A 19,641-nucleotide genomic window follows, 5' to 3' on the forward strand; every position below is an offset into this window, starting at 1 on the left:
CGTGTAAGTATGAAATTACAAGCAGCAATCGATCGTGTCTCTTTAGAGGATGCGGTAGCTTTAGCGCTACAACTTGATGGAAAAACAGATATTGTGGAGATGGGTACTTCTTTAGTGAAAGATTACGGTATTGAAGCGATGACCCAATTGAGGGAAGCTTTACCTAATACAGAACTATTAGTGGATTTAAAAACCATTGATGAAGGTGCTTATGAGTTTCGTCAAGGTTTTAAATATGGTGGTGATATTTTAACAGTGATGGGTGCGGCGTCTTTAGATACTTTACGAGCAACTTATCAAGTCGCTGAAGAAACCGGTAAAACTATGATGATTGATTTATTAGAAGTCAGCGAGGAAAAAATTGCTGAAATTCTTGAATTTGAACATGCTATTTATGCGTTACATCATTCGGTAGATCGTGTGGATAAACAAGATGCAGTAGGAAATGTTGCTCATTTTCATGAGAAATTTCCAGAAATCAAACGCTTGGCAATTGCTGGGGGCATTGATTTGGCGCAAACAAAGGCTCTAGCGACACAAGGATTAATCGAAATTGTCATCGTTGGTTCTAAAATTAGTAAAGCCAGCGATCCTGCTGCAGCGGTTAAAGAATTTATGGAGGGGCTAAAAGCATGAGTACAATAAAAACAATTATGGATGAAATCAATGAAGTGATGGCGCTAGTTGATGAAAGCCAAATCGATGATGCATTAACATTATTTCAAAAAGACAAACGAATTTTTGTGATTGGTGCTGGTCGCAGTGGTTTCCAAGGAAAAGGTTTTGCGATGCGCTTGATGCACATTGGTTATACCGATTATGTAATGGGGGAAACAATTACACCTTCGATTCAAAAAGGGGATACTTGGGTGGCTATTTCTGGATCGGGTACGACGAAAAGTATCGTTGCCGATACAGAAGCTGCGAAAAAACTAGGCTTGGACATAGTTGTACTAACGTCTGAACCAGCCTCACCTTTGGCAAAATTAGCGGACAAAGTAATTATTGTTCCTGGAGCGACGAAAACTGGTTCCGGAGTGAAATCAGTCCAATTGTTGTCTTCATTATTCGATCAAACTGTCCATATTACGTTAGATGCGTTAACTTTGAAATTGGCTAAACGAGACGATACATCAAATGCTGATGCCTTGCATGAACATGTAAATGTAGAATAATTTTTTGATCACTACGGGATTCTTCGTAGTGATTTTTTTACATTTTTAAAACATTTGTTATACTTAAAGGAAAGAGAAAGAAGGTCCTAGTATGTTTTATTTAGCAGAAGAAGAAAATGAAGAAACAAAAACAGATATTTCCGAAATTTATAAAAAGAAAATGTTGGAACAACGAACAATCTTAATTTATGGAGAAATTACGCAAGACTTAGCCAAAGAAGTGACATCTCAATTACTTTTACTAAGTGCTTTAAGTGATGATCCAATTACGATTTATATTAATAGTCAAGGTGGTCATGTGGAATCTGGCGATACTATTCATGATATGATTAAATTTATCAAACCAGAAGTTAGAATGGTTGGTACTGGTTGGGTAGCCAGCGCAGGAATTACAATTTATTTAGGTGCTGAAAAGAAAAATCGTTTTAGTTTACCAAACACGCGTTACATGATTCATCAACCGATGGGCGGCGTACAAGGTCAACAGACTGAAATTGAAATTGAAGCCCGAGAAATCATCAGAACCCGTGAAAGAATCAATCATTTGATTGCTGAAGCAACTGGTCAAACTTATGAAAAAGTTGCCGAAGATACAGATCGTAATTTTTGGTTATCTGTAGATGAAGCAAAGAAATATGGGATTGTCAAAAAAGTGATTAAATCATCTGACCAAGTTAAATAAACCATCAAGTCGCGAAACTTTATTGTTTTGTGACTTTTTTTATCTTTGAATGTGATAAAATAATAAAAAAATGGAGGTTCTAATAAATACATATGACAAAGACAATTCATCCTGGGAAAATGGTTACCGTCAATCAACATCAAATGCATATCTTCACTGCAGGAGATGGAGACAAGACCTTTGTTTTTATGGCTGGTTCTGGCACGGCCGCGCCAACTATTGACTTTAAACCGCTGTGGCAAATACTAGCCAAAAAATATCGCATTGTCGTGATTGAAAAAGCTGGCTATGGTTGGAGTGAAGCGACAACTGTTTCGCGAGATTTAGCTACAATGTTAGAAGAAAGCCGCGAAGCTTTACATTTGGCAAATATTCAAGCACCATTTATTTTAGTGCCTCACTCGATGTCTGGATTGGAAGCATTGTATTGGGGACAGAAGTATCCAACGGAAGTACAAGCAATCATTGGTTTAGATCCAGCTGTTCCTGCTGCGTATGAGAAATTAAAAATTCCTTCTAAGACGAATTTAAAGATTTCAAAGACTTTAATCAATTTAGGTGTTCATCGACCTTTTATGAAATTAGTTGCGAAAAATGTCTGGAAAAAACGTGGTACTAGTTTATCGTCAGAAGATTTTCAGCGCTATGTAGATTGTTATAAGGAATCATTGTTCTCGTCAGATGTAATAAATGAAGTCTTGACAGTGAGAGAAAATGTGGCAATCTGTCAAAAAGGTGAGGTGCCAAAAGATATTCCAGTCTATTATTTTATTTCTGATGGTAAGGAGATAGGATTAAAAGAAGATTGGCGACCCACTTTAATCGCCTATTTGGCTCAGTTTGAAACAAGTAAATACTTACTGCTAGATTGTGGTCATTATGTGCATGGAGAACGGCCAGAGGAAATTGCAGAAGAAATTGAATCATTTATTACTGAGATAAGCTAAAGCTTACCTCAGTTTTTTTATTTTAAGTTAGCTGGTCTAAGCGAGAAAAATCAACAAAATCTAATGAACTTTTATAGACATCTCGTAATAGTTTAACTTCATCAGATACTTCACTTTTATTTTTACTGGTGGCATGAATTCCTTTGATAAAGGTTTTGTGTAGAAAACTTAACTGATCATAGGTTAAAGCTCCCGGTAGATGACCTAAAAAGACCAGCCGTTTACCGTTAGCATTTTGTTGAGCCAAGTTAAAAATTTCTTGGATTTTTTCTTGATTCTCTGGGTCAGTTAGTCCAACGGTTAAAATTTGAACTTCTTGTTGCGGATCGCTTACTTTTAATAAATCTTTTAAATGCATTAAACTACCAGCATATACAGCACTGATAAAAATAACTGTATGACCTTTTAATTGTGCCTCAGTAATTTCTTCAATAGAGAATAGTGGTAGATTAAGTCTTTCAGCTAAATAGTTTGCGTATTTTTTTGCAGTACCATATCTAGTTGCGTAAATAATGATTTTTTCCATTATTTTCCTCCTTTATTTCGGTAGATAAGGGGCAATTTCTTGTGAAAATGCAGGATAGTCTATCTGTCCAAGGGCAAATTTTTTACTGGCAAGGTAAATGGCTTCAGTGGCTGTTCGATCTTTTTGATAAAGAAGTGAAACTTTTTGGTCTTCATTTTCTAAAGGGATCAACTGGTCTTGTTGGTTAGCGAAAGCTTCATAATAACGCAAACCAAATTTTCTTTGAGACAAGGCATCAAGATGGATACCATCAGGATTTGCTGATAGTCCTTTGGCGGTAACAAAATAAAAATGCTCGTCCGTATAAGCGATTTTTCGCAAAATTTGATTGATTTCATGATATTCAATAGCCTGTTGGCCGAAGCCAGTTTTACCTAAAAAATTCGGTAATTCGCCGATAATTATTGGAACATCAGGTAAATCTAACACTTCACGGAAAGCAGCAAAAACCTCCCGTAGTTTTCCCTCATAACTTTTATAAAGCTGATTTAAGCTATCATTTTCCCCTTGATGCCATAAAATACCAATAATCTCACTGGTTTCTTGCGCAAATTTTGCTTCCTTGACAGCGTGACGAAACAAAACCCCTTCTGGTGACCATTCAGCTATACTACTACCACCTTCAGCGCAAGGGATTAAGCCGATAGTTTCATCGGGATGCGCAAAACTATAAGCTTGCGCAAAACTAGCCGCCAATCCAATCCCAGCTACTTCACGATCAGAATGAATCGGTTCTGCCATCATTTGAAAGCGTCCATTCCTTAGCATTTGAATTTTTTCATTATAGATAGGCGGTACGGTGTGAATAAATCCGCGTCCAGCCATATTTGATTGTCCAACTAATAAAAATGATTTCATCCTATTCTCCTTCATTCATTATCTTTTTTATTTTAGAAGACTTAATGATAAGCGTCAAACAATCGAAGATCTCACTAAGAAATTGAGAATAAATATTTTTATCATAGAGAAAGTAAAACAGTATTTTTACATCGGCTTCAAATTTTTTATTAAACGTTCAGTCATCCATTTTAAGCGACTGTCGCGTCCTTTATCGGTTTTGGCATCGAAATAAGCGCGAGTGTAAGTTTTTTGCACTGAGGGAGACATAGTTTGAAAGTTTTGATAGGCTAGGGCATTTTCTTTTAATAAATCAGCGACTGTTTCTATTTGTTCAGGAGTGATAGCAGAGGGTTTGACAGCTTGATCCCATTGTCCATTTGCTTTGGCTTCACTGATTTTTTGTAGCCCAAATTCAGTGACTAAATCTTGATCTATTAATTTTTGAACAATTTTTTTGTTCTTTTCCGACCAACGACTATTTTTGCGACGTGGAGCGAAATATTTCATATAGGAATGTTCGTCAATTTTTTTCATGACACCATCAATCCAGCCGTGACACAAGGCTTCCTCTAAAGCTTCACTAGCTTTTAAAGTTGTGAAGGTCGCATCTTTTGAAAAAAGTAGCCAAATGCCTGAATTAGTTTGGTGATTTTCTGTAAGCCATTGATGAAAATCACTTTTAGCTTCAAAGTGTACTGGTTGTGTCATAAAAATCTTCCTTTCTTAATGAGTTTTTTCAAATTGCTCTCGATTACTTATAATTGCCTCTTGATTTTGGCGTAGCCAGATTTTTACAGTTCTCAAAATAACTAAGCTACTTTCTCCTAAAGGTGTTAATTGATAGGTGACAGGAAAACCAGTAGCAGTTTCTCCGATTTTGCTGATTAGTCCAGAGGCTTGTAAATTGTTTAAATTTTCAGTCAAAACTTTGCGAGAAACACCGGTCATTGTTCGATGTAATTCAGAAAAATTATGGGCTCTCTGGGCCAATGACAATAAAATAAAGGGAACCCATTTTCCAATAAGTGGTAGGGCCAATTCTCTTAGAAGCATTTCGTCAGCTAAATTTTGGTTATCATTTTGCACCTTCAGGTAACCTCTTTCTAAAAAAAATAGTTTTCTTATAATAGCTTAAAGTATAGCATAAAGTGAGGAAGCCAATGAAAAACCATTTTTTTAAAAATTTTGCCTTTGAATTTGAGACCACTCGATTGATGTGGTATATCCCAAATGGTGGTGCCGATTACGGCGAAGTAGCAACTGTAGCGGAAAAAATCAATCCTAGAAATAATGAATCTTGGTATCAGGAATGGTCTAATTTTGCAGAAAAATTACAGCAAAGAGGACAGCAATTTCATTCCACAGAAAGCTGCGGAAATGCGTATTTACGAGCGAGTCGCTATTACCAAGCGGCTGAATTTTTCTTGTCACCACAAGATCCTAGGAAATTGACAGCCTATCAACAATCGGTTTCTTTATTTTATCAAGCTTTGGATTTAAAAAAAATCTCTTATCAAAGATATCAAGTCGGAAAATTTAGAACAGTTTTTTTCCAAACAACGAAAGAATCACGTGGTACCTTTTATATTTGTGGTGGATTTGATGCCTTACTAGAAGAATTGTATTTCACAAATGTAGTTTCAACTTTGGCACAGGGGTTCGATGTGGTTCTTTATGAAGGGCCTGGTCAATCAAATGTCATTCGCGAGCATCAGCTGGTTTTTGATGAAAATTGGGATCAAGTAGCTGAAGTAGTCATAAATTTTTACGAAAAAGAGATAGGCTTGAAGGGATTGCGTATTGGTGTTGGAATTTCTTTAGGGGGACTCCTCTTGGCAAGAGCAGCCAGTTCAAATCAGAATTTATTTGATAAAGTTATTTTATATAATTATTTTCCTTCAATGTTAGCCAGCTTTCAGAAATCATTACCTAAATTTTTGCATAAGTATTTAGATACAGGCTTCCCACTGTTTTTAGAAAAAATTTGTAGCCAGTATATTGCTAGTAATAGCTTTTTAAATTGGCAGGTAACGCATGCTAAGTGGGTTTTTGGCGCAGACTCACTAAATGAATTATTAAAGGTGACTAGTCGGTTTAATGAAGAAATCGCTTATAAAAGATTAACAACGGATTGTCTTATTTTTCTAGCTAAAAACGAAAATTATTATGATTATCAATTAGGGAGGAATTTCTATCAGAAAATTCCCGCAAAAAATAAGCGCTTGATCTTGTTTGATAAACAGGATTTTTCGGCAGATTTGCATTGTCAAAATGGCGCTGCTTATGATAGCAATGATCAATTATTTCAATGGTTAGATGAAGAAACCCTAAAAAGCTAAACTTTTTAGGGTCGTTTTTATTATGAATTACTAGAAAATCCCGCCATTTGGGTCGCAAAGGCTTGAACATTTCGTGTCTGAATATAAATTGTGCCATTGCCGTGAAATTCGTTCACGATTCCTTCACCAGTTTTAAAACCAAACATACCTGAGGCCACTCGAATATTATAATCTAAAGAACTAGTCCAGGCGATAACATGCTGATTGTCAACAATCACTGGTGCGTCTGGAGTGACTTGAATTTTTTCTAGATCACCAAAAGCTGAAACTAAGATAACACCACTTCCAGCAGTTTCCATGACAAACAATCCACCCGTTCCTCCTAAAAGAGCGCCAGATAATTTTTGACGTTTCATATTGTAACTAACCGATTGTTCACTAGCTAAAAATGCACCAGTATTTAAACGCCAATGTTCTTGTCCAACATCTAAAGGAATAATTTTACCGGGCGTTCCAGGAGCGATTGCAATCGTAGAAGTTGCTGATATTCCCGTCGCAGTACTAATAAAGAAACTCTCACCACTAGATACAGAACGGCCAATTGCAGATAGAGCGCCACCTAACCCTTTTTTTCCATTGGCATTCATGGAGCCTTCCAATTCAATCTCACCAAGTTCGTAAACCATCGCCCCTGGTTCAATTCGAATTTGTTCATTTTGTGCTAATTCAATTTTTGCAATCGGGGCAAAAGCACTCTCGGAAATCTCATACTTCATAACAACACTCCTTTTTTCATTTATTGCTGTATTATACCATGATTTGGTGCGAATAAATAAGTTAAAAATATCGCAAAAGAGATAAATAATAAGAAATTCCCAGTCAACAACCGGGAATCTATTATTATTTCAAATCAGTTTCCGAAATATTTTCCAAATAAGTACTAACCGTTTCAATTACTTGATTTATAGCAACTTCATCAAACGGCGAATTTAAATGCCCAGTTTGAAGGATTTCTGTAAATGTCTGAGTACCACCAACATGACAGATAGATAGATAATCTTCCCATGTTTTTGGATCTTTTTCGATTATTTTTCTTTGCCAAAATTGAAAAGCACAGACTTGAGCTAAAGTATAATCAATATAATAAAAAGGGACTTCAAAAATATGGCCTTGCCGATACCAATAAATACCACGATCTAAGCCCTCTGAAAAGTGATAATTTTTCTCTGGACAATATTGTTTTTCTAGCTTTCTCCAGCAAACTTTGCGCTCTTCAGCAGTCCAAATAGGGTGTTCGTATACTTCTTCTTGAAAATGATCTACTAATGCTCCGTATGGTAAAAATTGCAATGCACTACTCAAATGAGCAAAACGATATTTTAATTGGTCTTCTTTAAAAAATTTCTCCATAAAGGGCCAAGTTAAAAACTCCATACTCATTGAATGAATCTCCGCGGCCTCAGAAGTAGGAAAAACTAATTCCGGCTCTTCAATCCAAGCTGAATGATAGCTTTGAAAGGCGTGTCCAGTTTCATGAGTTAATACGTCAACGTCATCAGAAGTGCCATTAAAATTGGCGAAGATAAAAGGCATTTCTATAGCATCAATAAATTCACAATAACCGCCACTTTGCTTACCAGAACGACTGGCTAAATCTAATAAGTCTTGTTGTTTCATCTTTTGGAAAAATGCACCCGTTTCTGGTGACAACCCTTGGTACATTTCGGTCGCTTTTTTAATTAATTCTGATTGATTTCCTTGAGGTTTTGGATTCCCTTCAGGAAAAATTAATGGTAAATCATAATGATAAAGGGTATCAACACCTAATCTTGTTTGTTGTCGTTGATATAATTGAGTGGTTAAGGGAACCACTTTTTCTAAAATAAACTGACGAAATTTTTTTAAGTCCTCTCGTGTATATCCCCAACGATTCATGGCAATATCACCATAAGTAACATAGGAGTCAAACCCTAATTTCATCGCAATTTGATGCCTTAGATTGACTAACTCAGAAAAAATCTGATCAAATTTTTCTTCATTTTCAGTGAAAAATTGCCAATAAGCCGTCTGTGCGCTTTCACGAATCGCAGTATCTGGATCAGAAAAATAAGCTGATATATCGGATAAATTACAAATTTTTCCGTTAAAATCGATTTCTGCTGAGGCAATTAATTGCGTATAGTCACTGATTCGTTCATTCTCCTGCTGTTTTAGATTGACTATTTTACTGCCAGTTAGCCGTTTTTGATCTTCTGCCAGTAAGAACAAGGTTTCAGGGAACTCTTTTTTTAAATCGCTAAGGAAAGGGGAGGTAAGTAAAGCAGAAAAAAAATGTCCATGAAGCTGATCAACGTGAGGCTGCTGTTGATCCCAATAAGTATTTTCTTCTAAATAAAAAACATCTTTTGTATCAATTGAATGACGGATATAAGCAACTTTTGCCATTGTAGTCACGTTTTTGCGTAAATGATTTAATTGTTTCAGCGCATTTTTTGCTGCAATGTATTCTGATGCATGCTTAAATTTATCTAGCTGTTTAGAAAATGAAGCTTGATAAGCTGTAAAATCTGGCCGTTGGTAAGTAAATGTAAATGACATGAGATCCCTCCGATATTCCAAGTATAACTGAAAACAATAAAAAAAGTCTGCCGAAAAATCGACAGACTAAGAAAGTATTTTACATTGCTGTTTCAGTTGTTAATGCTTCTTCAACTGGTGTGTAAGGTAAGTCTAAATCATTAGCAACTGGTTCAATTGTTAATTTACCGTCATAAGTATTTAGACCACGACGAAGTGCCAAGTTGTCATTTAATAAACTTACTAAATCATTATTAGCTAATAAATTAGCATAAGCCATTGTTGAGTTTGATAAAGCATAAGTTGCTGTTTGTGGTACAGCCCCAGGCATATTTGCTACGGCATAATGAACTACATCTTCTTTAATATAAGTTGGATCATCATGAGTCGTTACTTTGTCAGTTGTTGCAAAAATACCACCTTGGTCAATTGCCACATCGACAATTACTGAATGGAATGGCATGCCGGCAACCATTTCTTTAGTGACTAAAGTTGGTGCTTTGTGACCAGGAATTAATACCGCTCCAATAACTAAGTCAGCAGATTTAAGTGCTTCTTGAATATTGTAACGATTTGACATTAAAGTTTGTACGTTACCTTCAAAAATTTCATCCAATTGTTTCAAACGAGGAACGCTTACATCCATAATTGTTACATTGGCGCCAAGACCAGCAGCGATTTTTGCTGCGTTCATTCCTACAACACCACCACCGATAACAACTACGTTTCCGCGCATAACACCTGGTACACCTGAAAGTAAAATACCACGACCACCATTTACACGTTCTAAGAAGTTTGCACCGATTTGAGCAGCCATACGTCCAGCGATTTCACTCATTGGAGCAAGAAGTGGAAGAGAATTGTCAGCTGGTTGAACATTTTCATAAGCGATAGAATTTACACCTGATTTAATTAATGCTTCAGTTAATGGTTTGTTTGCAGCTAAATGCAGGTAAGTGAATAATAATAATCCTTTACGGAAATATTGATATTCTTCAGTTAGTGGTTCCTTTACTTTCATTACCATTTCTGCTGACCAAGCGCTCATTGCATCAGGGACGATAGTTGCCCCAGCTTCTCTATATTCATCGTCAGTAATTGCTGAACCTAATCCAGCTTCGGTTTCTACCAAAACTTTATGTCCGCGACTGGTTAAATCGAACACACCAGATGGTGGCAAAGCCACTCGATTTTCATTGTTTTTGATCTCTTTTGGAATACCAATAATCATTAGAAACACTCCTTTTGAAAATTTAGTTGTAAGCGATTACACATAGAATTTTACAAGATAAAATGCGCCTTTCCATTAAAACTTGTTAATAAAGTGCGAAAGTTTTCCTTATCAAAAAACGATTGTGATGTTTTTAACAAGAGGTTTTTTTTATATTTTCTATGAAATAATCCGTTCTTTTTTAATTTTTTTGAAAGAATTTTTAAAGAGTTTAACTTTTTATTTATACTAGAATAAAAACAATTGCCAAAAGAAAACAAACTAGCGATAATGAATGAAAGGGGGCAGTGTAGATGCCTAAGAAAAATCGAATTGATACTTTAAAAGAACAAATAAGTTTCATTGAAGCACGGATCACCCGTTATCAAGAATTAGGTAATGGAGGCATCTTCAAAAGAATTTTATTTGGTGGTGGAAAGCAAGCTAAGCTTGATTTTATTGGTCTTTTAGTTGGCTTTCTTTTATTAATATATAGCTTGATAAAAAGTCTGAACAATTGGCATTTTATTGTGATGATGGTGTTATCTATTGTTGTTTTGTTTTATGCTGGTATCCAACTCAATGTAATCCGAAAAAAAAATCCTGCCATAAAATATCAAAAAATGGTAGCTAGCTTAATAAAAGAAGAAGAATCTATGAATCAGGAGTTGGGTAGGTTACTATCAGAAGCGGCTGATGACAAAAAGTTAAAAAGCGTTAAGAAGCAAGCAAAATGATTGCTTCTTGTGATAATTTCACATGAAAATAATTAAGGAGAAAAAGATAAAGTTGACTATTTGAATCAATTTTATTTTTAATCCTTTTGATTTTTCTACACTTTCAATTAATTATTGTGTTTTATTTAAGAAAGGTCTGATCCAAATAAATGTATTTATGGAAATGAATTTAATTCTTCTTATTGTAATGTTTGGAATAGCTTTTCACTGATGATGGACTAGATTCTCTTAGGACAAAAAGTGGATGAATATATAAAACGCTATATAATAGTTTTTTCTTTTATTTAACAGGTTTATTGGAAATTTTCAACATACTGTCAATAATAATCTGAGATAATAAAAATATGAAATTTTATTTTTTTTAATAAAAAAAGATAAAAAAAGGTAGAATGAGAAAAATAAATAGTTGCCTTTAATCTAAAGAACCCATAGAATAGAGTTTGAAATACAACAAATAATTGATAGTGGGGGAAACACACATGATTAACAAGCAAAGTTTAGTAGAACAAGTTGCAGAAAAAACAGGGTTAACTAAGAAAGATGCGTTGTCTGCTGTAGATGCATTATTTGATGGCATTCAGTCTTCTTTAAAAGCAGGCGAAAAAGTTCAAGTTATCGGGTTTGGTAATTTTGAAGTAAGAGAACGTGCTTCACGCAAGGGACGTAACCCACAAACTGGAGAAGAAATCACAATTCCAGCAAGTAAATCTCCTGCATTTAAAGCTGGTAAACAATTAAAAGATGCAGTAAAATAAGTTTCAATATCTCTAACTCTCGCTTAGGCGAGAGTTTTTTTGTTTTTTAAGGAGAGATTAATTTTTTTAAATATATTTTGTACTTCTTCTTTTTTTGGCTTATAGTTATTTTCGCGAGAAAGGAAGCGAGTTATGTTTAATTTTTTACCTCACTCAGTCCTACAGTTAAGCACAATTTTCTTATCTATTGTCATTGAAGCCATTCCATTTGTGCTGTTAGGCTGTGTTATATCTGGAATTTTACAAGTCTATTTGACACCGGAAAGAGTCAAAAGATTATTGCCTAAAAATAAATTTCTTTCTATCATAGTTGGTTCGTTGATTGGCTTTTTCTTTCCATCATGTGAATGTGGGATAGTTCCGATTATTAATCAGTTTTTGAAAAAAGGTGTGCCCGACTATACTGCCTTTGCCTTTATGGTCACCGCACCAATTATTAATCCTATTGTTTTATTTTCTACTTTTATAGCTTTTGGCAACAATTTTCATTTCGCTTTTTTACGAGCTTTAGGCAGTCTGATTGTGGCGATTATTGTTGGAAGTTGGCTGGCTTATGTTCATAAAGGTCCAGTGCTGACAGCTGATGAACAGGCCACAGTATCAGACCATGTTCATCATCACGAAGATAACCTATCTTTTTTTGGAAAAATATGGCAGGTTTTAGTTCATGCAATTGATGAATTTTTTGATACGGGTCGCTATTTGATTATTGGTGGATTATTGGCTTCGGCGATGCAAGTTTATTTACCAACCCAATTGATGATGACTTTGACTAGTAATAAATTCATCTCCATTTTAGTAATGTTGGTGTTAGCTTTTACCATGTCTCTTTGTTCAGAAGCCGATGCATTTGTCGGTTCTTCTCTATTAAGTTTATTTGGCACCAATGCTGTGGTAGCTTTTTTAGTTTTTGGTCCAATGGTGGATATCAAAAATTTGATGATGATGAAACGGCATTTCGAAACAAAATTTATTTTGCAATTGATAGCTTTGATCAGCATCATCGTGACAATCTATGCTTATGTGGTGTAAAGGAGGATAGCCAATGATTCGTTTTTTAATATTGTCAGGTTATTTTGAATTAATGATGTATTTGCAAGTTTCAGGCAATTTAGACAAGTATATTAATGTTCACTATCGTTATTTGGCTTTCATTACGATGGGGTTGTCTTTACTATTAGCCTTAGTCCAATTGAAAATTTGGGTTTCAGGAAACAAAGAACAAGCAGATCATGGGCATCACGATCATGGATTGACTAAACCTTATCAAAAAGCAATTGCTTATTTTTTACTGTCCGTACCACTGATTATTGGCTTTTTATTCCCAACGATTAGTTTGGATGCTTCAATTGTTGAAAATAAAGGCTTTAGTTTTCCTATTAGTAAAGAATCTACAGGGGATCCTCAAATGAGTACTCAATATCTAAAACCAGATACAAGTATTTATTATAATTCAGCTGACTACGATCAGCAGATGGATCAGTTAATGAAAAAATATCAAGATTTAGATGAGTTAAAAATTACCGATGAAAACTATTTAGAAATGATGGAATTAATCTATAATTATCCTAGTACATTTGCAGGCAAGCCGATTTCTTTTGAAGGATTTGCTTATGAGACAACCAAGGAAAACCAAACTTATGATTTCTTGTTTCGTTTTGGTGTGATTCACTGTATTGCCGATTCGGGAGTTTTTGGTTTGCTAGCTGATTTACCAGAAGGATCAAGTCTAGAAAATAATCAATGGTATCATTTAGAAGGTACAATAACGATTGATTATTTTGAACCCTATCAACGACAGTTGCCAGCAATTACTGTAACAAATGTAGTCCAAATATCTCCACCAAAAGATCAGTACGTTTATCGTGCATTCGAATAAAAAGGTAAACCTCAAAAAAATGAGGTTTACCTTTTTTCTATAGTAGATAGGTTCGATCAAAAGTGATATTTAGCGTAGCTGGTTCATAGCGAGAAATATAAATTTGGCTGATGTATTCTGATAATTCTAGGTCAGACAACTTGATATTTTCAGGAACAACTAAATCAAAATGAAACGTTTCTGGCGTTGTCGTAGTATCAATTCTTAAATCATGCATCCGCAAATTTGAATCAATATCTCTTAAAACTTTTCGCATTTTAGGGGCAACCCGTTTGAAATCAGGATCATCAATCGGGTAAGGATCCAAGTGACAAACCAAATCAACATTCATACGTTCTTTGACCGTCTGTTCGATATCATCAATTACCTCGTGAGCATGTGGCAAACTCCAATCTTCATTTACTTCAATATGAACAGAAGCAAAAACACTGCTAGGTCCATAGCTATGAATCAATAAATCATGATAACCAATAATATTAGGATATTCATCTAATAGTTTTTTGATCTGACTAATCTCTTCTTGCGGGGCGCGGACGCCCATCAGTTCATCAATAAATTCTTTGATCATCTTTATACCTGTATAAATAATATACAGAGCAATCAAAAATCCAATATACCCATCTATTTGCCAGCCAGTTAACCATTCGATTAAAGCTGAAAGTAAGACTGCAATCGTTGTATAAACATCGTTAATACTATCTTGAGCAGTTGCTTTTAAAGTATTGGAATCGATTTTTTTTGCTAAGCGACGATACATTAAATTCTGCCAAAACTTCATTAAAATCGATAAAATCAATACAACAAAAATAATAGGTGATAATTTGACTGAACTAGGATCCAAAATCTTATCAAAAGAGCTATCTAAAAAACGAACACCAACATAGGTAACTAAAAAAGAAACAACAAACCCACTAATGTATTCAAAGCGTTCGTGACCATAAGGATGCTCTTCATCTGCTGGTTTTCCAGCAACTTTAAAGCCGGCAAGTGTAATGATGGAAGAAGCCGTATCTGACAAATTATTCATTGCATCTGCCATAATCGAGACACTTCCAGAAATTTGACCAATCAATAGTTTTGCTACAAAGAGTATTAAATTAGAAAACAAGCCGAGAACACCGGCTAAGATACCTACAGCTTCACGTGTGTTTCCTTTTAATTTTTTTGTAAATTGCTTGATTAAGAAAGTTAACATGCGGGACCTTCCTTTTTTAAAATAATATTCCTAGTATACTAAAATCACTCTCTGAATAAAAGAATTTTATGCTAAAAAAAATCATGAACAACAAATGAGAGATTTATTGCTTGGTATCACTGGCTTTTTAATGAACTTTTCTGCCCTTCACATTTTAATAAAGCTAAATTCTCGTATAATAATTATTGACAATAATTATTCATAGGAGGCCCACCATGGAAAATACAGTAGATATTAAATTATGGAATATTGATACCGGAGTCGTCGTCAACGCGCTAGAAGATTTCATTGAAGACTGGAAAATTTCACGCAATTCTGATTTACAAGAATACTTAAAGAGTTATTCACCTTACTTCCAAAGTGATGATGATACAAGAGAAGCAATGGAATTAATTTTAGGATATGCCAAGGAATTAATGGATGGGCAAAGAGATGAAGTTGATTTCTATGAAAATAAAATATGGGAAACACGTGATGGCGAAAGTGTCAGGACAACTCATTTTCACGAAAGAAAAATATCAAATATGTTAAACAAAATATTAATATTAAAATAATTAACCAATTAAACAGTTAAAATAAAAAGTATCTCAAAATTTCTTTTAGACAAGAAAAAAGAAACATGCTAGAATTATTCTTGAATACTATGTTTAGGAATGAGGGACTTTGGTTGAAACAAAATAAGTTAAAAACTTTATTAACGATTGGGGTATTGGTTAGCCCAATGGTATTATCTAGTTATCAAGCGTTGGCTGCTGAAACAGCAACAACTTCAGAAAGTGCGACACAGTCTTCAGCAACTGCTACCAGTCAGACAGAAACCGCTGAAACACAGCCACAATCAGAAGCAGAACCTGCGGTGGATACAGAAACAAGTACTACACAAACAACGACGCCGGAAGCAACACCTGAACCGGTTAAAACTTATAATATTTTTCTCAATGGTGTCGCTTTATCTAAAGAAGAAAATGCCAATGCTTTTTCTCACACTGATGCCGCAGGAAATACTATTCGATTTACTTATAACAATGAAGAAGGTTTAACTGCTGGTACAGAAGTGACTTATGCAATCACATTAAAAGAAAAGCAAAAGTTAGATAATATTTTAATCTATCAAACAATTGCTAGTGTTAATTTAATTAATAATGCTGAGTTGACTGGAAAATTTGTGATGCCATCAATTGATGTTGCTTTTAGCATGAAAACTTCCGAAGTAACTGAGCAACCTAGTCAACCTGAAGAAAATAATAATAATTCAAATTCTAATAATAATACTAGCAATAATAATGAAGGTCAGCCAACGAATAATCCAGATCAATCGACAAATGAAACTGGAGCAACTACCACCGATGAAGGGCGCCAACCAAATCAAAATGGTGCAGGGGATGTTTATTCACCATCTAATGTAAATATTCCAACCTATAGTAATGCTGTACAAAACGCAATTGTCCAAGCGGCATATGCGCAATTAGGAAAGCCTTACGTATGGGGTGCTAAAGGACCAAATGCATTTGACTGTTCTGGTTTAGCTTATTATGTTTATCAACAAGCAACTGGTCATTTTATTGGTTCTTGGACAGGTGATCAACAGTATTCCGGGACACAGATTCCAGTCAGCGATGCACAACCAGGAGATTTATTATTTTGGGGTGCCCCAACTAGTGTAACAAGTCACGTTGCTATTTATATTGGAAATGGTCAATATATTCAAGCACCACAACCTGGAGATGTTGTGAGGGTTACTAATTTGGCAGACTATATGCCAACCTTTGCTGTTCGAGTTAATTTAGCTGGGTTGCCAGCTGCTAATTCATCCTTACAAAATGCATTTGGATCAGCTTATATCTTTGATCGAAATCAAACGACAGATGGATTTATTGAAAAAATCGGTGAGATTTCACGGACAATCGGCCAAGAACATGATATTTACGCCTCAGTCATGATTGCTCAAGCAATTTTGGAAAGCGGCTCAGGAAATAGTTCTTTGGCTGCGGAACCAAACTTTAATTTATTTGGAATTAAAGGATCTTATGAAGGTCAAGGTGTTTCTTTCAGTACACTAGAACAAGATACTGCCGGAAGTAGTTTTTCAATCACTGCCCAGTTTAGAAAATATCCTTCTTATAAGGAATCCTTAGAAGATTACGCTGATTTAATTAAAAATGGAATCGCTGGAAATTCAGATTTTTACAAATCAACTTGGAAGTCAGAAACGAGCTCATTTAAAGATGCTACAAATTATCTACAAGGTCGTTATGCAACAGATAAGCAATATGCTCAAAAATTAGAAGCAATTATTGATGCATATGATTTAACTAGCTTTGATGAAGCTAGTAATGAAGTAATTGGTCCGAAGATGTCTGATTTATCTACCAAATTTTCATTAAGTAAAAGAAATATATTGATGACTAATGTTGCTTATGGTCCGCAATTACCAGAATTCTTTACTAAAGATTATTTTGTAGATTTATTTAGAGGCGACAGTATCATTGCTTTAGCTGCTAGTGCTGTTAAATCAAAAGAAGAAATCGCAACTACTACTAATACCACTTCAACTGTTTATTTAGCTTTAAGCAGAGGATTGATCGCTGTTTTACCACCAGTTAAATAGTATTTTTCTAACCGGCTCTGATAAAGAGTCGGTTTTTTAGATTGACCTGAAGAGAAATAAAACTTACTATTTAGAAGAACGAAAATCTAGGAGGTTTTTATGAGTATTAAATTAGTAGCAATCGATATTGATGGAACATTGTTAAATCCCCAAAGAGAAATTACACCAGGTGTAGAAGCAGCCTTGAAAAAAGCTCGAGCAGCAGGTGTTTATATTGTTTTAGCAAGTGGACGCCCATTAGTTGGTGTCCAAAATCAACTTGAAACATTAGGTTTGTTGACCGAAGAGGATTATGCAATTACTTATAATGGTGGATTGGTAGTCAATAATCACACAGGAGCGGTAGTTTCTGAATATGGCTTGACTAGAGATCAGTTTTTAGAGATTGATACTTTGGCTCGAAAATTAAATGTCCATTTGCATACAGAAGATAAAGAAGCGATTTATACTTCTAATCGTGATATTAGTCCTTATACAGTTCATGAATCTTTCTTAGTGGATATGCAAATTCGTTTTAGAATGCCTGACGAAATTGCAAATCAAGTTGTGCCTACAAAAATGATGATGATTGATGAGCCGGAGATCTTAACTGAGGCAATTCAAAAAATCCCTGCCGATTTTTATGACCGCTATACCCTTGTACAAAGTACGCCATTCTTTTTAGAAGTCTTGAATAAAGAAGTTAGTAAAGGATTGGCTCTGGAAAAGTTAACAGAGCATCTAGGTTTACAACAATCCGAAGTAATGGCGATTGGCGATCAAGAAAATGACTTAGCAATGATCCAATACGCTGGAACAGGAATTGCCATGGGAAATGGTACAGCTTCAGCAAAGGAATTGGCTGATTTTGTGGTAGCCAGTAATGCAGAAGATGGCGTTAAAGAAGCGATTGACCGTTTTGTTTTCTTGGAGAAAAAATAATGAAAATGACCGAACCTATTACTTTTAGAAGAGGACTAACTTTAAAAAATAGAATTGTAATGGCACCAATGACTGTCAAAATGAGTTTTTATGATGGGATCGTAACTGATGATGAGATTGCGTATTATCAAATGCGGGCTGGAGCAATTGGTGCAATTATTACAGGTGCCGCTAATGTTCAGCCCAATGGCAAAGGTTGGGAAGGAGAGCTTGGTGTCGATGACGATAAACAAATTCCACGCTTAGCCAAATTAGCTTCTGCGATTCAAACAAATGGGACTAAAGCTATTTTACAAATATTTCATGCCGGACGTATGACTGATTCTTCTGTTTTAAGAGGTAAAACACCAGTATCTGCCAGTGCAGTACCGACTCATAAGGAATGGGGGGAAGTGCCCCGAGAAATGAGTCATGAAGAAATTTTGGCAGTCATTGACAATTATGCCAAAGCGACAAGGCGAGCGATTCAAGCGGGCTTTGATGGTGTCGAATTACATGGAGCAAATTTATATTTGATTCAACAATTTTTCTCTCCTCATTCTAATATCCGTGAAGATATGTGGGGCGGCAGTTTGGAAAAACGCTACACTTTTATCGACCAAGTGGTCTCTGCCGTGACGAAAGTAGTAGACGATTCTGAAGTAGAAAATTTTATTGTCGGTTTCCGTTTTTCTCCTGAAGAATTTACTGAACCAGGTATTCGTTTTACTGATGCATTGTATTTAGTTGATCAGTTAGCTGACACAAGTTTGGATTATTTACATGTTTCTTTGAGGGATTATCAAAAGAAACCAGAGCTTCCAGCCTATCAAGAAAAAACGATTGTCGAATATTTAGCTGAAAAAATTGCTGGTCGAATCCCTTTAATCGGAGTAGGAGAAGTGACTACTCAAGAAGATGCTGAAAAATTATTAACGACAGCTGATATTGCGGCTTTAGGAAAAATTTTACTCAGTGAACCTAATTGGTATAATAAAGTGATTCATCAACAAGAAGATTTAATTCGTCATAAAATTTCTAGCTATGATCGAGAAGAACTGCATATTAGCAATGGTGCTTGGGGCTTCCTAATCGATCGAATGGCCGATCGCATTGACTAAATGAAAATAAAATGAAAATTTGTTTAAAAAATAGCTTGACGAATCTTATTTAGAGGATTATGATAGTTTTCAATATAACAGTTAAACAAAAGAGAAGTAGCCTAAGATAATTTTTTCAGAGAGCTGATGGGACTGCGAATCAGTAAAATTACTTTTGTGAATGGCCTTTTGGACCGAAGATTTGAACACTTGTTTAGTAGGATTTTCCGG

Annotated in this window: 21 protein-coding genes and 1 other annotated feature (1 of these 22 only partly in view); of the genes, 13 read left to right on the forward strand and 8 right to left on the reverse strand. The window is 35.2% G+C overall.

What is annotated here, in order from left to right; all coding sequences use genetic code 11:
- Window positions 1–9: 9 nt before the first annotated feature.
- The 4 genes from KUA55_RS09090 (at window position 10) to KUA55_RS09105 (ending at window position 2,804) form a co-directional block, all read left to right on the forward strand.
- Complete coding sequence (locus KUA55_RS09090; protein WP_218325884.1) at window positions 10–636, forward strand: orotidine 5'-phosphate decarboxylase / HUMPS family protein; 627 nt, start codon at window positions 10–12, stop codon at window positions 634–636.
- A complete protein-coding gene (gene hxlB, locus KUA55_RS09095; protein ID WP_218325885.1) occupies window positions 633–1,175 on the forward strand; it encodes a 6-phospho-3-hexuloisomerase in 543 nt (180 codons plus the stop codon). The genes KUA55_RS09090 and hxlB overlap by 4 nt, the downstream gene beginning before the upstream one ends.
- Before the next feature lie 91 nt (window positions 1,176–1,266).
- Window positions 1,267–1,857 carry an ATP-dependent Clp protease proteolytic subunit gene (locus KUA55_RS09100; protein WP_218325886.1) on the forward strand — a complete coding sequence of 197 codons (591 nt, stop codon included), beginning with the start codon at window positions 1,267–1,269 and terminating at the stop codon, window positions 1,855–1,857.
- Window positions 1,858–1,949: 92 nt separating this feature from the next.
- Window positions 1,950–2,804, forward strand: coding sequence for an alpha/beta fold hydrolase (locus KUA55_RS09105; RefSeq protein ID WP_218325887.1), 855 nt, complete (start codon window positions 1,950–1,952; stop codon window positions 2,802–2,804).
- A gap of 22 nt (window positions 2,805–2,826) precedes the next feature.
- Here the strand turns inward: KUA55_RS09105 and KUA55_RS09110 are convergent, their stop codons facing one another.
- The 4 genes from KUA55_RS09110 to KUA55_RS09125 all read right to left on the reverse strand — a co-directional run bounded on the left by KUA55_RS09110 (window position 2,827) and on the right by KUA55_RS09125 (window position 5,256).
- Window positions 2,827–3,330 (reverse strand): flavodoxin domain-containing protein, encoded by a 504-nt coding sequence (locus KUA55_RS09110; protein WP_218325888.1) that lies wholly within the window; start codon window positions 3,328–3,330, stop codon window positions 2,827–2,829.
- Between the two features lie 12 nt (window positions 3,331–3,342).
- Window positions 3,343–4,188, reverse strand: coding sequence for a sialate O-acetylesterase (locus KUA55_RS09115; RefSeq protein ID WP_218325889.1), 846 nt, complete (start codon window positions 4,186–4,188; stop codon window positions 3,343–3,345).
- Window positions 4,189–4,314: 126 nt separating this feature from the next.
- On the reverse strand, window positions 4,315–4,878 hold the full coding sequence (locus tag KUA55_RS09120; protein ID WP_218325890.1) for a YdeI/OmpD-associated family protein: 564 nt from the start codon (window positions 4,876–4,878) through the stop codon (window positions 4,315–4,317).
- Window positions 4,879–4,893: 15 nt separating this feature from the next.
- Window positions 4,894–5,256, reverse strand: a complete 363-nt coding sequence (locus tag KUA55_RS09125; protein WP_218325891.1) for a winged helix-turn-helix transcriptional regulator — start codon at window positions 5,254–5,256, stop codon at window positions 4,894–4,896.
- Between the two features lie 74 nt (window positions 5,257–5,330).
- Between KUA55_RS09125 and KUA55_RS09130 the strand changes: the two genes are divergently transcribed.
- Window positions 5,331–6,509: a serine aminopeptidase domain-containing protein gene (locus KUA55_RS09130; protein WP_218325892.1), complete on the forward strand. Its 1,179-nt coding sequence runs from the start codon at window positions 5,331–5,333 to the stop codon at window positions 6,507–6,509.
- Between the two features lie 20 nt (window positions 6,510–6,529).
- Here KUA55_RS09130 and KUA55_RS09135 read toward each other — a convergent pair whose 3' ends face one another.
- From KUA55_RS09135 to ald, 3 genes are all read right to left on the reverse strand, one after another.
- Window positions 6,530–7,225 (reverse strand): TIGR00266 family protein, encoded by a 696-nt coding sequence (locus KUA55_RS09135; RefSeq protein ID WP_218325893.1) that lies wholly within the window; start codon window positions 7,223–7,225, stop codon window positions 6,530–6,532.
- A 124-nt stretch (window positions 7,226–7,349) separates the two neighbouring features.
- A complete protein-coding gene (locus KUA55_RS09140) occupies window positions 7,350–9,047 on the reverse strand; it encodes a M3 family oligoendopeptidase (protein ID WP_218325894.1) in 1,698 nt (565 codons plus the stop codon).
- Window positions 9,048–9,126: 79 nt separating this feature from the next.
- Window positions 9,127–10,257, reverse strand: coding sequence for an alanine dehydrogenase (gene ald / locus KUA55_RS09145; protein ID WP_218325895.1), 1,131 nt, complete (start codon window positions 10,255–10,257; stop codon window positions 9,127–9,129).
- Between the two features lie 293 nt (window positions 10,258–10,550).
- Here ald and KUA55_RS09150 point away from each other — a divergent pair, with 293 nt between their 5' ends.
- From KUA55_RS09150 to KUA55_RS09165, 4 genes are all read left to right on the forward strand, one after another.
- On the forward strand, window positions 10,551–10,973 hold the full coding sequence (locus KUA55_RS09150; protein WP_218325896.1) for a hypothetical protein: 423 nt from the start codon (window positions 10,551–10,553) through the stop codon (window positions 10,971–10,973).
- Window positions 10,974–11,452: 479 nt separating this feature from the next.
- Complete coding sequence (locus KUA55_RS09155) at window positions 11,453–11,728, forward strand: HU family DNA-binding protein (RefSeq protein ID WP_218325897.1); 276 nt, start codon at window positions 11,453–11,455, stop codon at window positions 11,726–11,728.
- Between the two features lie 132 nt (window positions 11,729–11,860).
- The gene (locus KUA55_RS09160) at window positions 11,861–12,760 is read left to right on the forward strand and encodes a permease (RefSeq protein WP_218325898.1); all 900 of its coding nucleotides are present in this window, start codon (window positions 11,861–11,863) and stop codon (window positions 12,758–12,760) included.
- 13 nt (window positions 12,761–12,773) lie between these two features.
- Window positions 12,774–13,607, forward strand: a complete 834-nt coding sequence (locus tag KUA55_RS09165) for a TIGR03943 family putative permease subunit (RefSeq protein WP_218325899.1) — start codon at window positions 12,774–12,776, stop codon at window positions 13,605–13,607.
- A gap of 37 nt (window positions 13,608–13,644) precedes the next feature.
- Here KUA55_RS09165 and KUA55_RS09170 read toward each other — a convergent pair whose 3' ends face one another.
- Window positions 13,645–14,802 (reverse strand): cation diffusion facilitator family transporter, encoded by a 1,158-nt coding sequence (locus tag KUA55_RS09170; RefSeq protein ID WP_218325900.1) that lies wholly within the window; start codon window positions 14,800–14,802, stop codon window positions 13,645–13,647.
- A gap of 215 nt (window positions 14,803–15,017) precedes the next feature.
- Between KUA55_RS09170 and KUA55_RS09175 the strand changes: the two genes are divergently transcribed.
- From KUA55_RS09175 to KUA55_RS09190, 4 genes are all read left to right on the forward strand, one after another.
- Window positions 15,018–15,356 carry a hypothetical protein gene (locus tag KUA55_RS09175; RefSeq protein WP_218325901.1) on the forward strand — a complete coding sequence of 113 codons (339 nt, stop codon included), beginning with the start codon at window positions 15,018–15,020 and terminating at the stop codon, window positions 15,354–15,356.
- A gap of 113 nt (window positions 15,357–15,469) precedes the next feature.
- Complete coding sequence (locus KUA55_RS09180) at window positions 15,470–17,410, forward strand: glucosaminidase domain-containing protein (protein ID WP_218325902.1); 1,941 nt, start codon at window positions 15,470–15,472, stop codon at window positions 17,408–17,410.
- A gap of 99 nt (window positions 17,411–17,509) precedes the next feature.
- A complete protein-coding gene (yidA, locus tag KUA55_RS09185) occupies window positions 17,510–18,331 on the forward strand; it encodes a sugar-phosphatase (RefSeq protein ID WP_218325903.1) in 822 nt (273 codons plus the stop codon).
- Window positions 18,328–19,431 carry an NADH-dependent flavin oxidoreductase gene (locus tag KUA55_RS09190; RefSeq protein ID WP_218326159.1) on the forward strand — a complete coding sequence of 368 codons (1,104 nt, stop codon included), beginning with the start codon at window positions 18,328–18,330 and terminating at the stop codon, window positions 19,429–19,431. Before yidA ends, KUA55_RS09190 begins: the two co-directional genes overlap by 4 nt.
- A 74-nt stretch (window positions 19,432–19,505) precedes the next feature.
- Window positions 19,506–19,641 (forward strand) — a binding site (T-box leader); it runs 94 nt beyond the window's last position.

Origin of the sequence: Enterococcus alishanensis (genome assembly GCF_019218635.1) — a bacterium.
GTDB classification, from domain to species: domain Bacteria; phylum Bacillota; class Bacilli; order Lactobacillales; family Enterococcaceae; genus Enterococcus_A; species Enterococcus_A alishanensis.

Excerpts from the sequence above, each read along its gene's own strand:
- KUA55_RS09175 (WP_218325901.1), top strand. The coding sequence starts at position 15,018 with ATGGAAAATACAGTAGATATTAAATTATGGAATATTGATACCGGAGTC.
- KUA55_RS09170 (WP_218325900.1), bottom strand. The coding sequence starts at position 14,802 with ATGTTAACTTTCTTAATCAAGCAATTTACAAAAAAATTAAAAGGAAAC.
- hxlB (WP_218325885.1), top strand. The coding sequence starts at position 633 with ATGAGTACAATAAAAACAATTATGGATGAAATCAATGAAGTGATGGCG.
- KUA55_RS09150 (WP_218325896.1), top strand. The coding sequence starts at position 10,551 with ATGCCTAAGAAAAATCGAATTGATACTTTAAAAGAACAAATAAGTTTC.
- KUA55_RS09155 (WP_218325897.1), top strand. The coding sequence starts at position 11,453 with ATGATTAACAAGCAAAGTTTAGTAGAACAAGTTGCAGAAAAAACAGGG.
- KUA55_RS09105 (WP_218325887.1), top strand. The coding sequence starts at position 1,950 with ATGACAAAGACAATTCATCCTGGGAAAATGGTTACCGTCAATCAACAT.
- KUA55_RS09140 (WP_218325894.1), bottom strand. The coding sequence starts at position 9,047 with ATGTCATTTACATTTACTTACCAACGGCCAGATTTTACAGCTTATCAA.
- KUA55_RS09115 (WP_218325889.1), bottom strand. The coding sequence starts at position 4,188 with ATGAAATCATTTTTATTAGTTGGACAATCAAATATGGCTGGACGCGGA.
- KUA55_RS09130 (WP_218325892.1), top strand. The coding sequence starts at position 5,331 with ATGAAAAACCATTTTTTTAAAAATTTTGCCTTTGAATTTGAGACCACT.
- ald (WP_218325895.1), bottom strand. The coding sequence starts at position 10,257 with ATGATTATTGGTATTCCAAAAGAGATCAAAAACAATGAAAATCGAGTG.
- KUA55_RS09090 (WP_218325884.1), top strand. The coding sequence starts at position 10 with ATGAAATTACAAGCAGCAATCGATCGTGTCTCTTTAGAGGATGCGGTA.
- KUA55_RS09110 (WP_218325888.1), bottom strand. The coding sequence starts at position 3,330 with ATGGAAAAAATCATTATTTACGCAACTAGATATGGTACTGCAAAAAAA.
- KUA55_RS09165 (WP_218325899.1), top strand. The coding sequence starts at position 12,774 with ATGATTCGTTTTTTAATATTGTCAGGTTATTTTGAATTAATGATGTAT.
- KUA55_RS09160 (WP_218325898.1), top strand. The coding sequence starts at position 11,861 with ATGTTTAATTTTTTACCTCACTCAGTCCTACAGTTAAGCACAATTTTC.
- KUA55_RS09120 (WP_218325890.1), bottom strand. The coding sequence starts at position 4,878 with ATGACACAACCAGTACACTTTGAAGCTAAAAGTGATTTTCATCAATGG.
- yidA (WP_218325903.1), top strand. The coding sequence starts at position 17,510 with ATGAGTATTAAATTAGTAGCAATCGATATTGATGGAACATTGTTAAAT.
- KUA55_RS09135 (WP_218325893.1), bottom strand. The coding sequence starts at position 7,225 with ATGAAGTATGAGATTTCCGAGAGTGCTTTTGCCCCGATTGCAAAAATT.
- KUA55_RS09100 (WP_218325886.1), top strand. The coding sequence starts at position 1,267 with ATGTTTTATTTAGCAGAAGAAGAAAATGAAGAAACAAAAACAGATATT.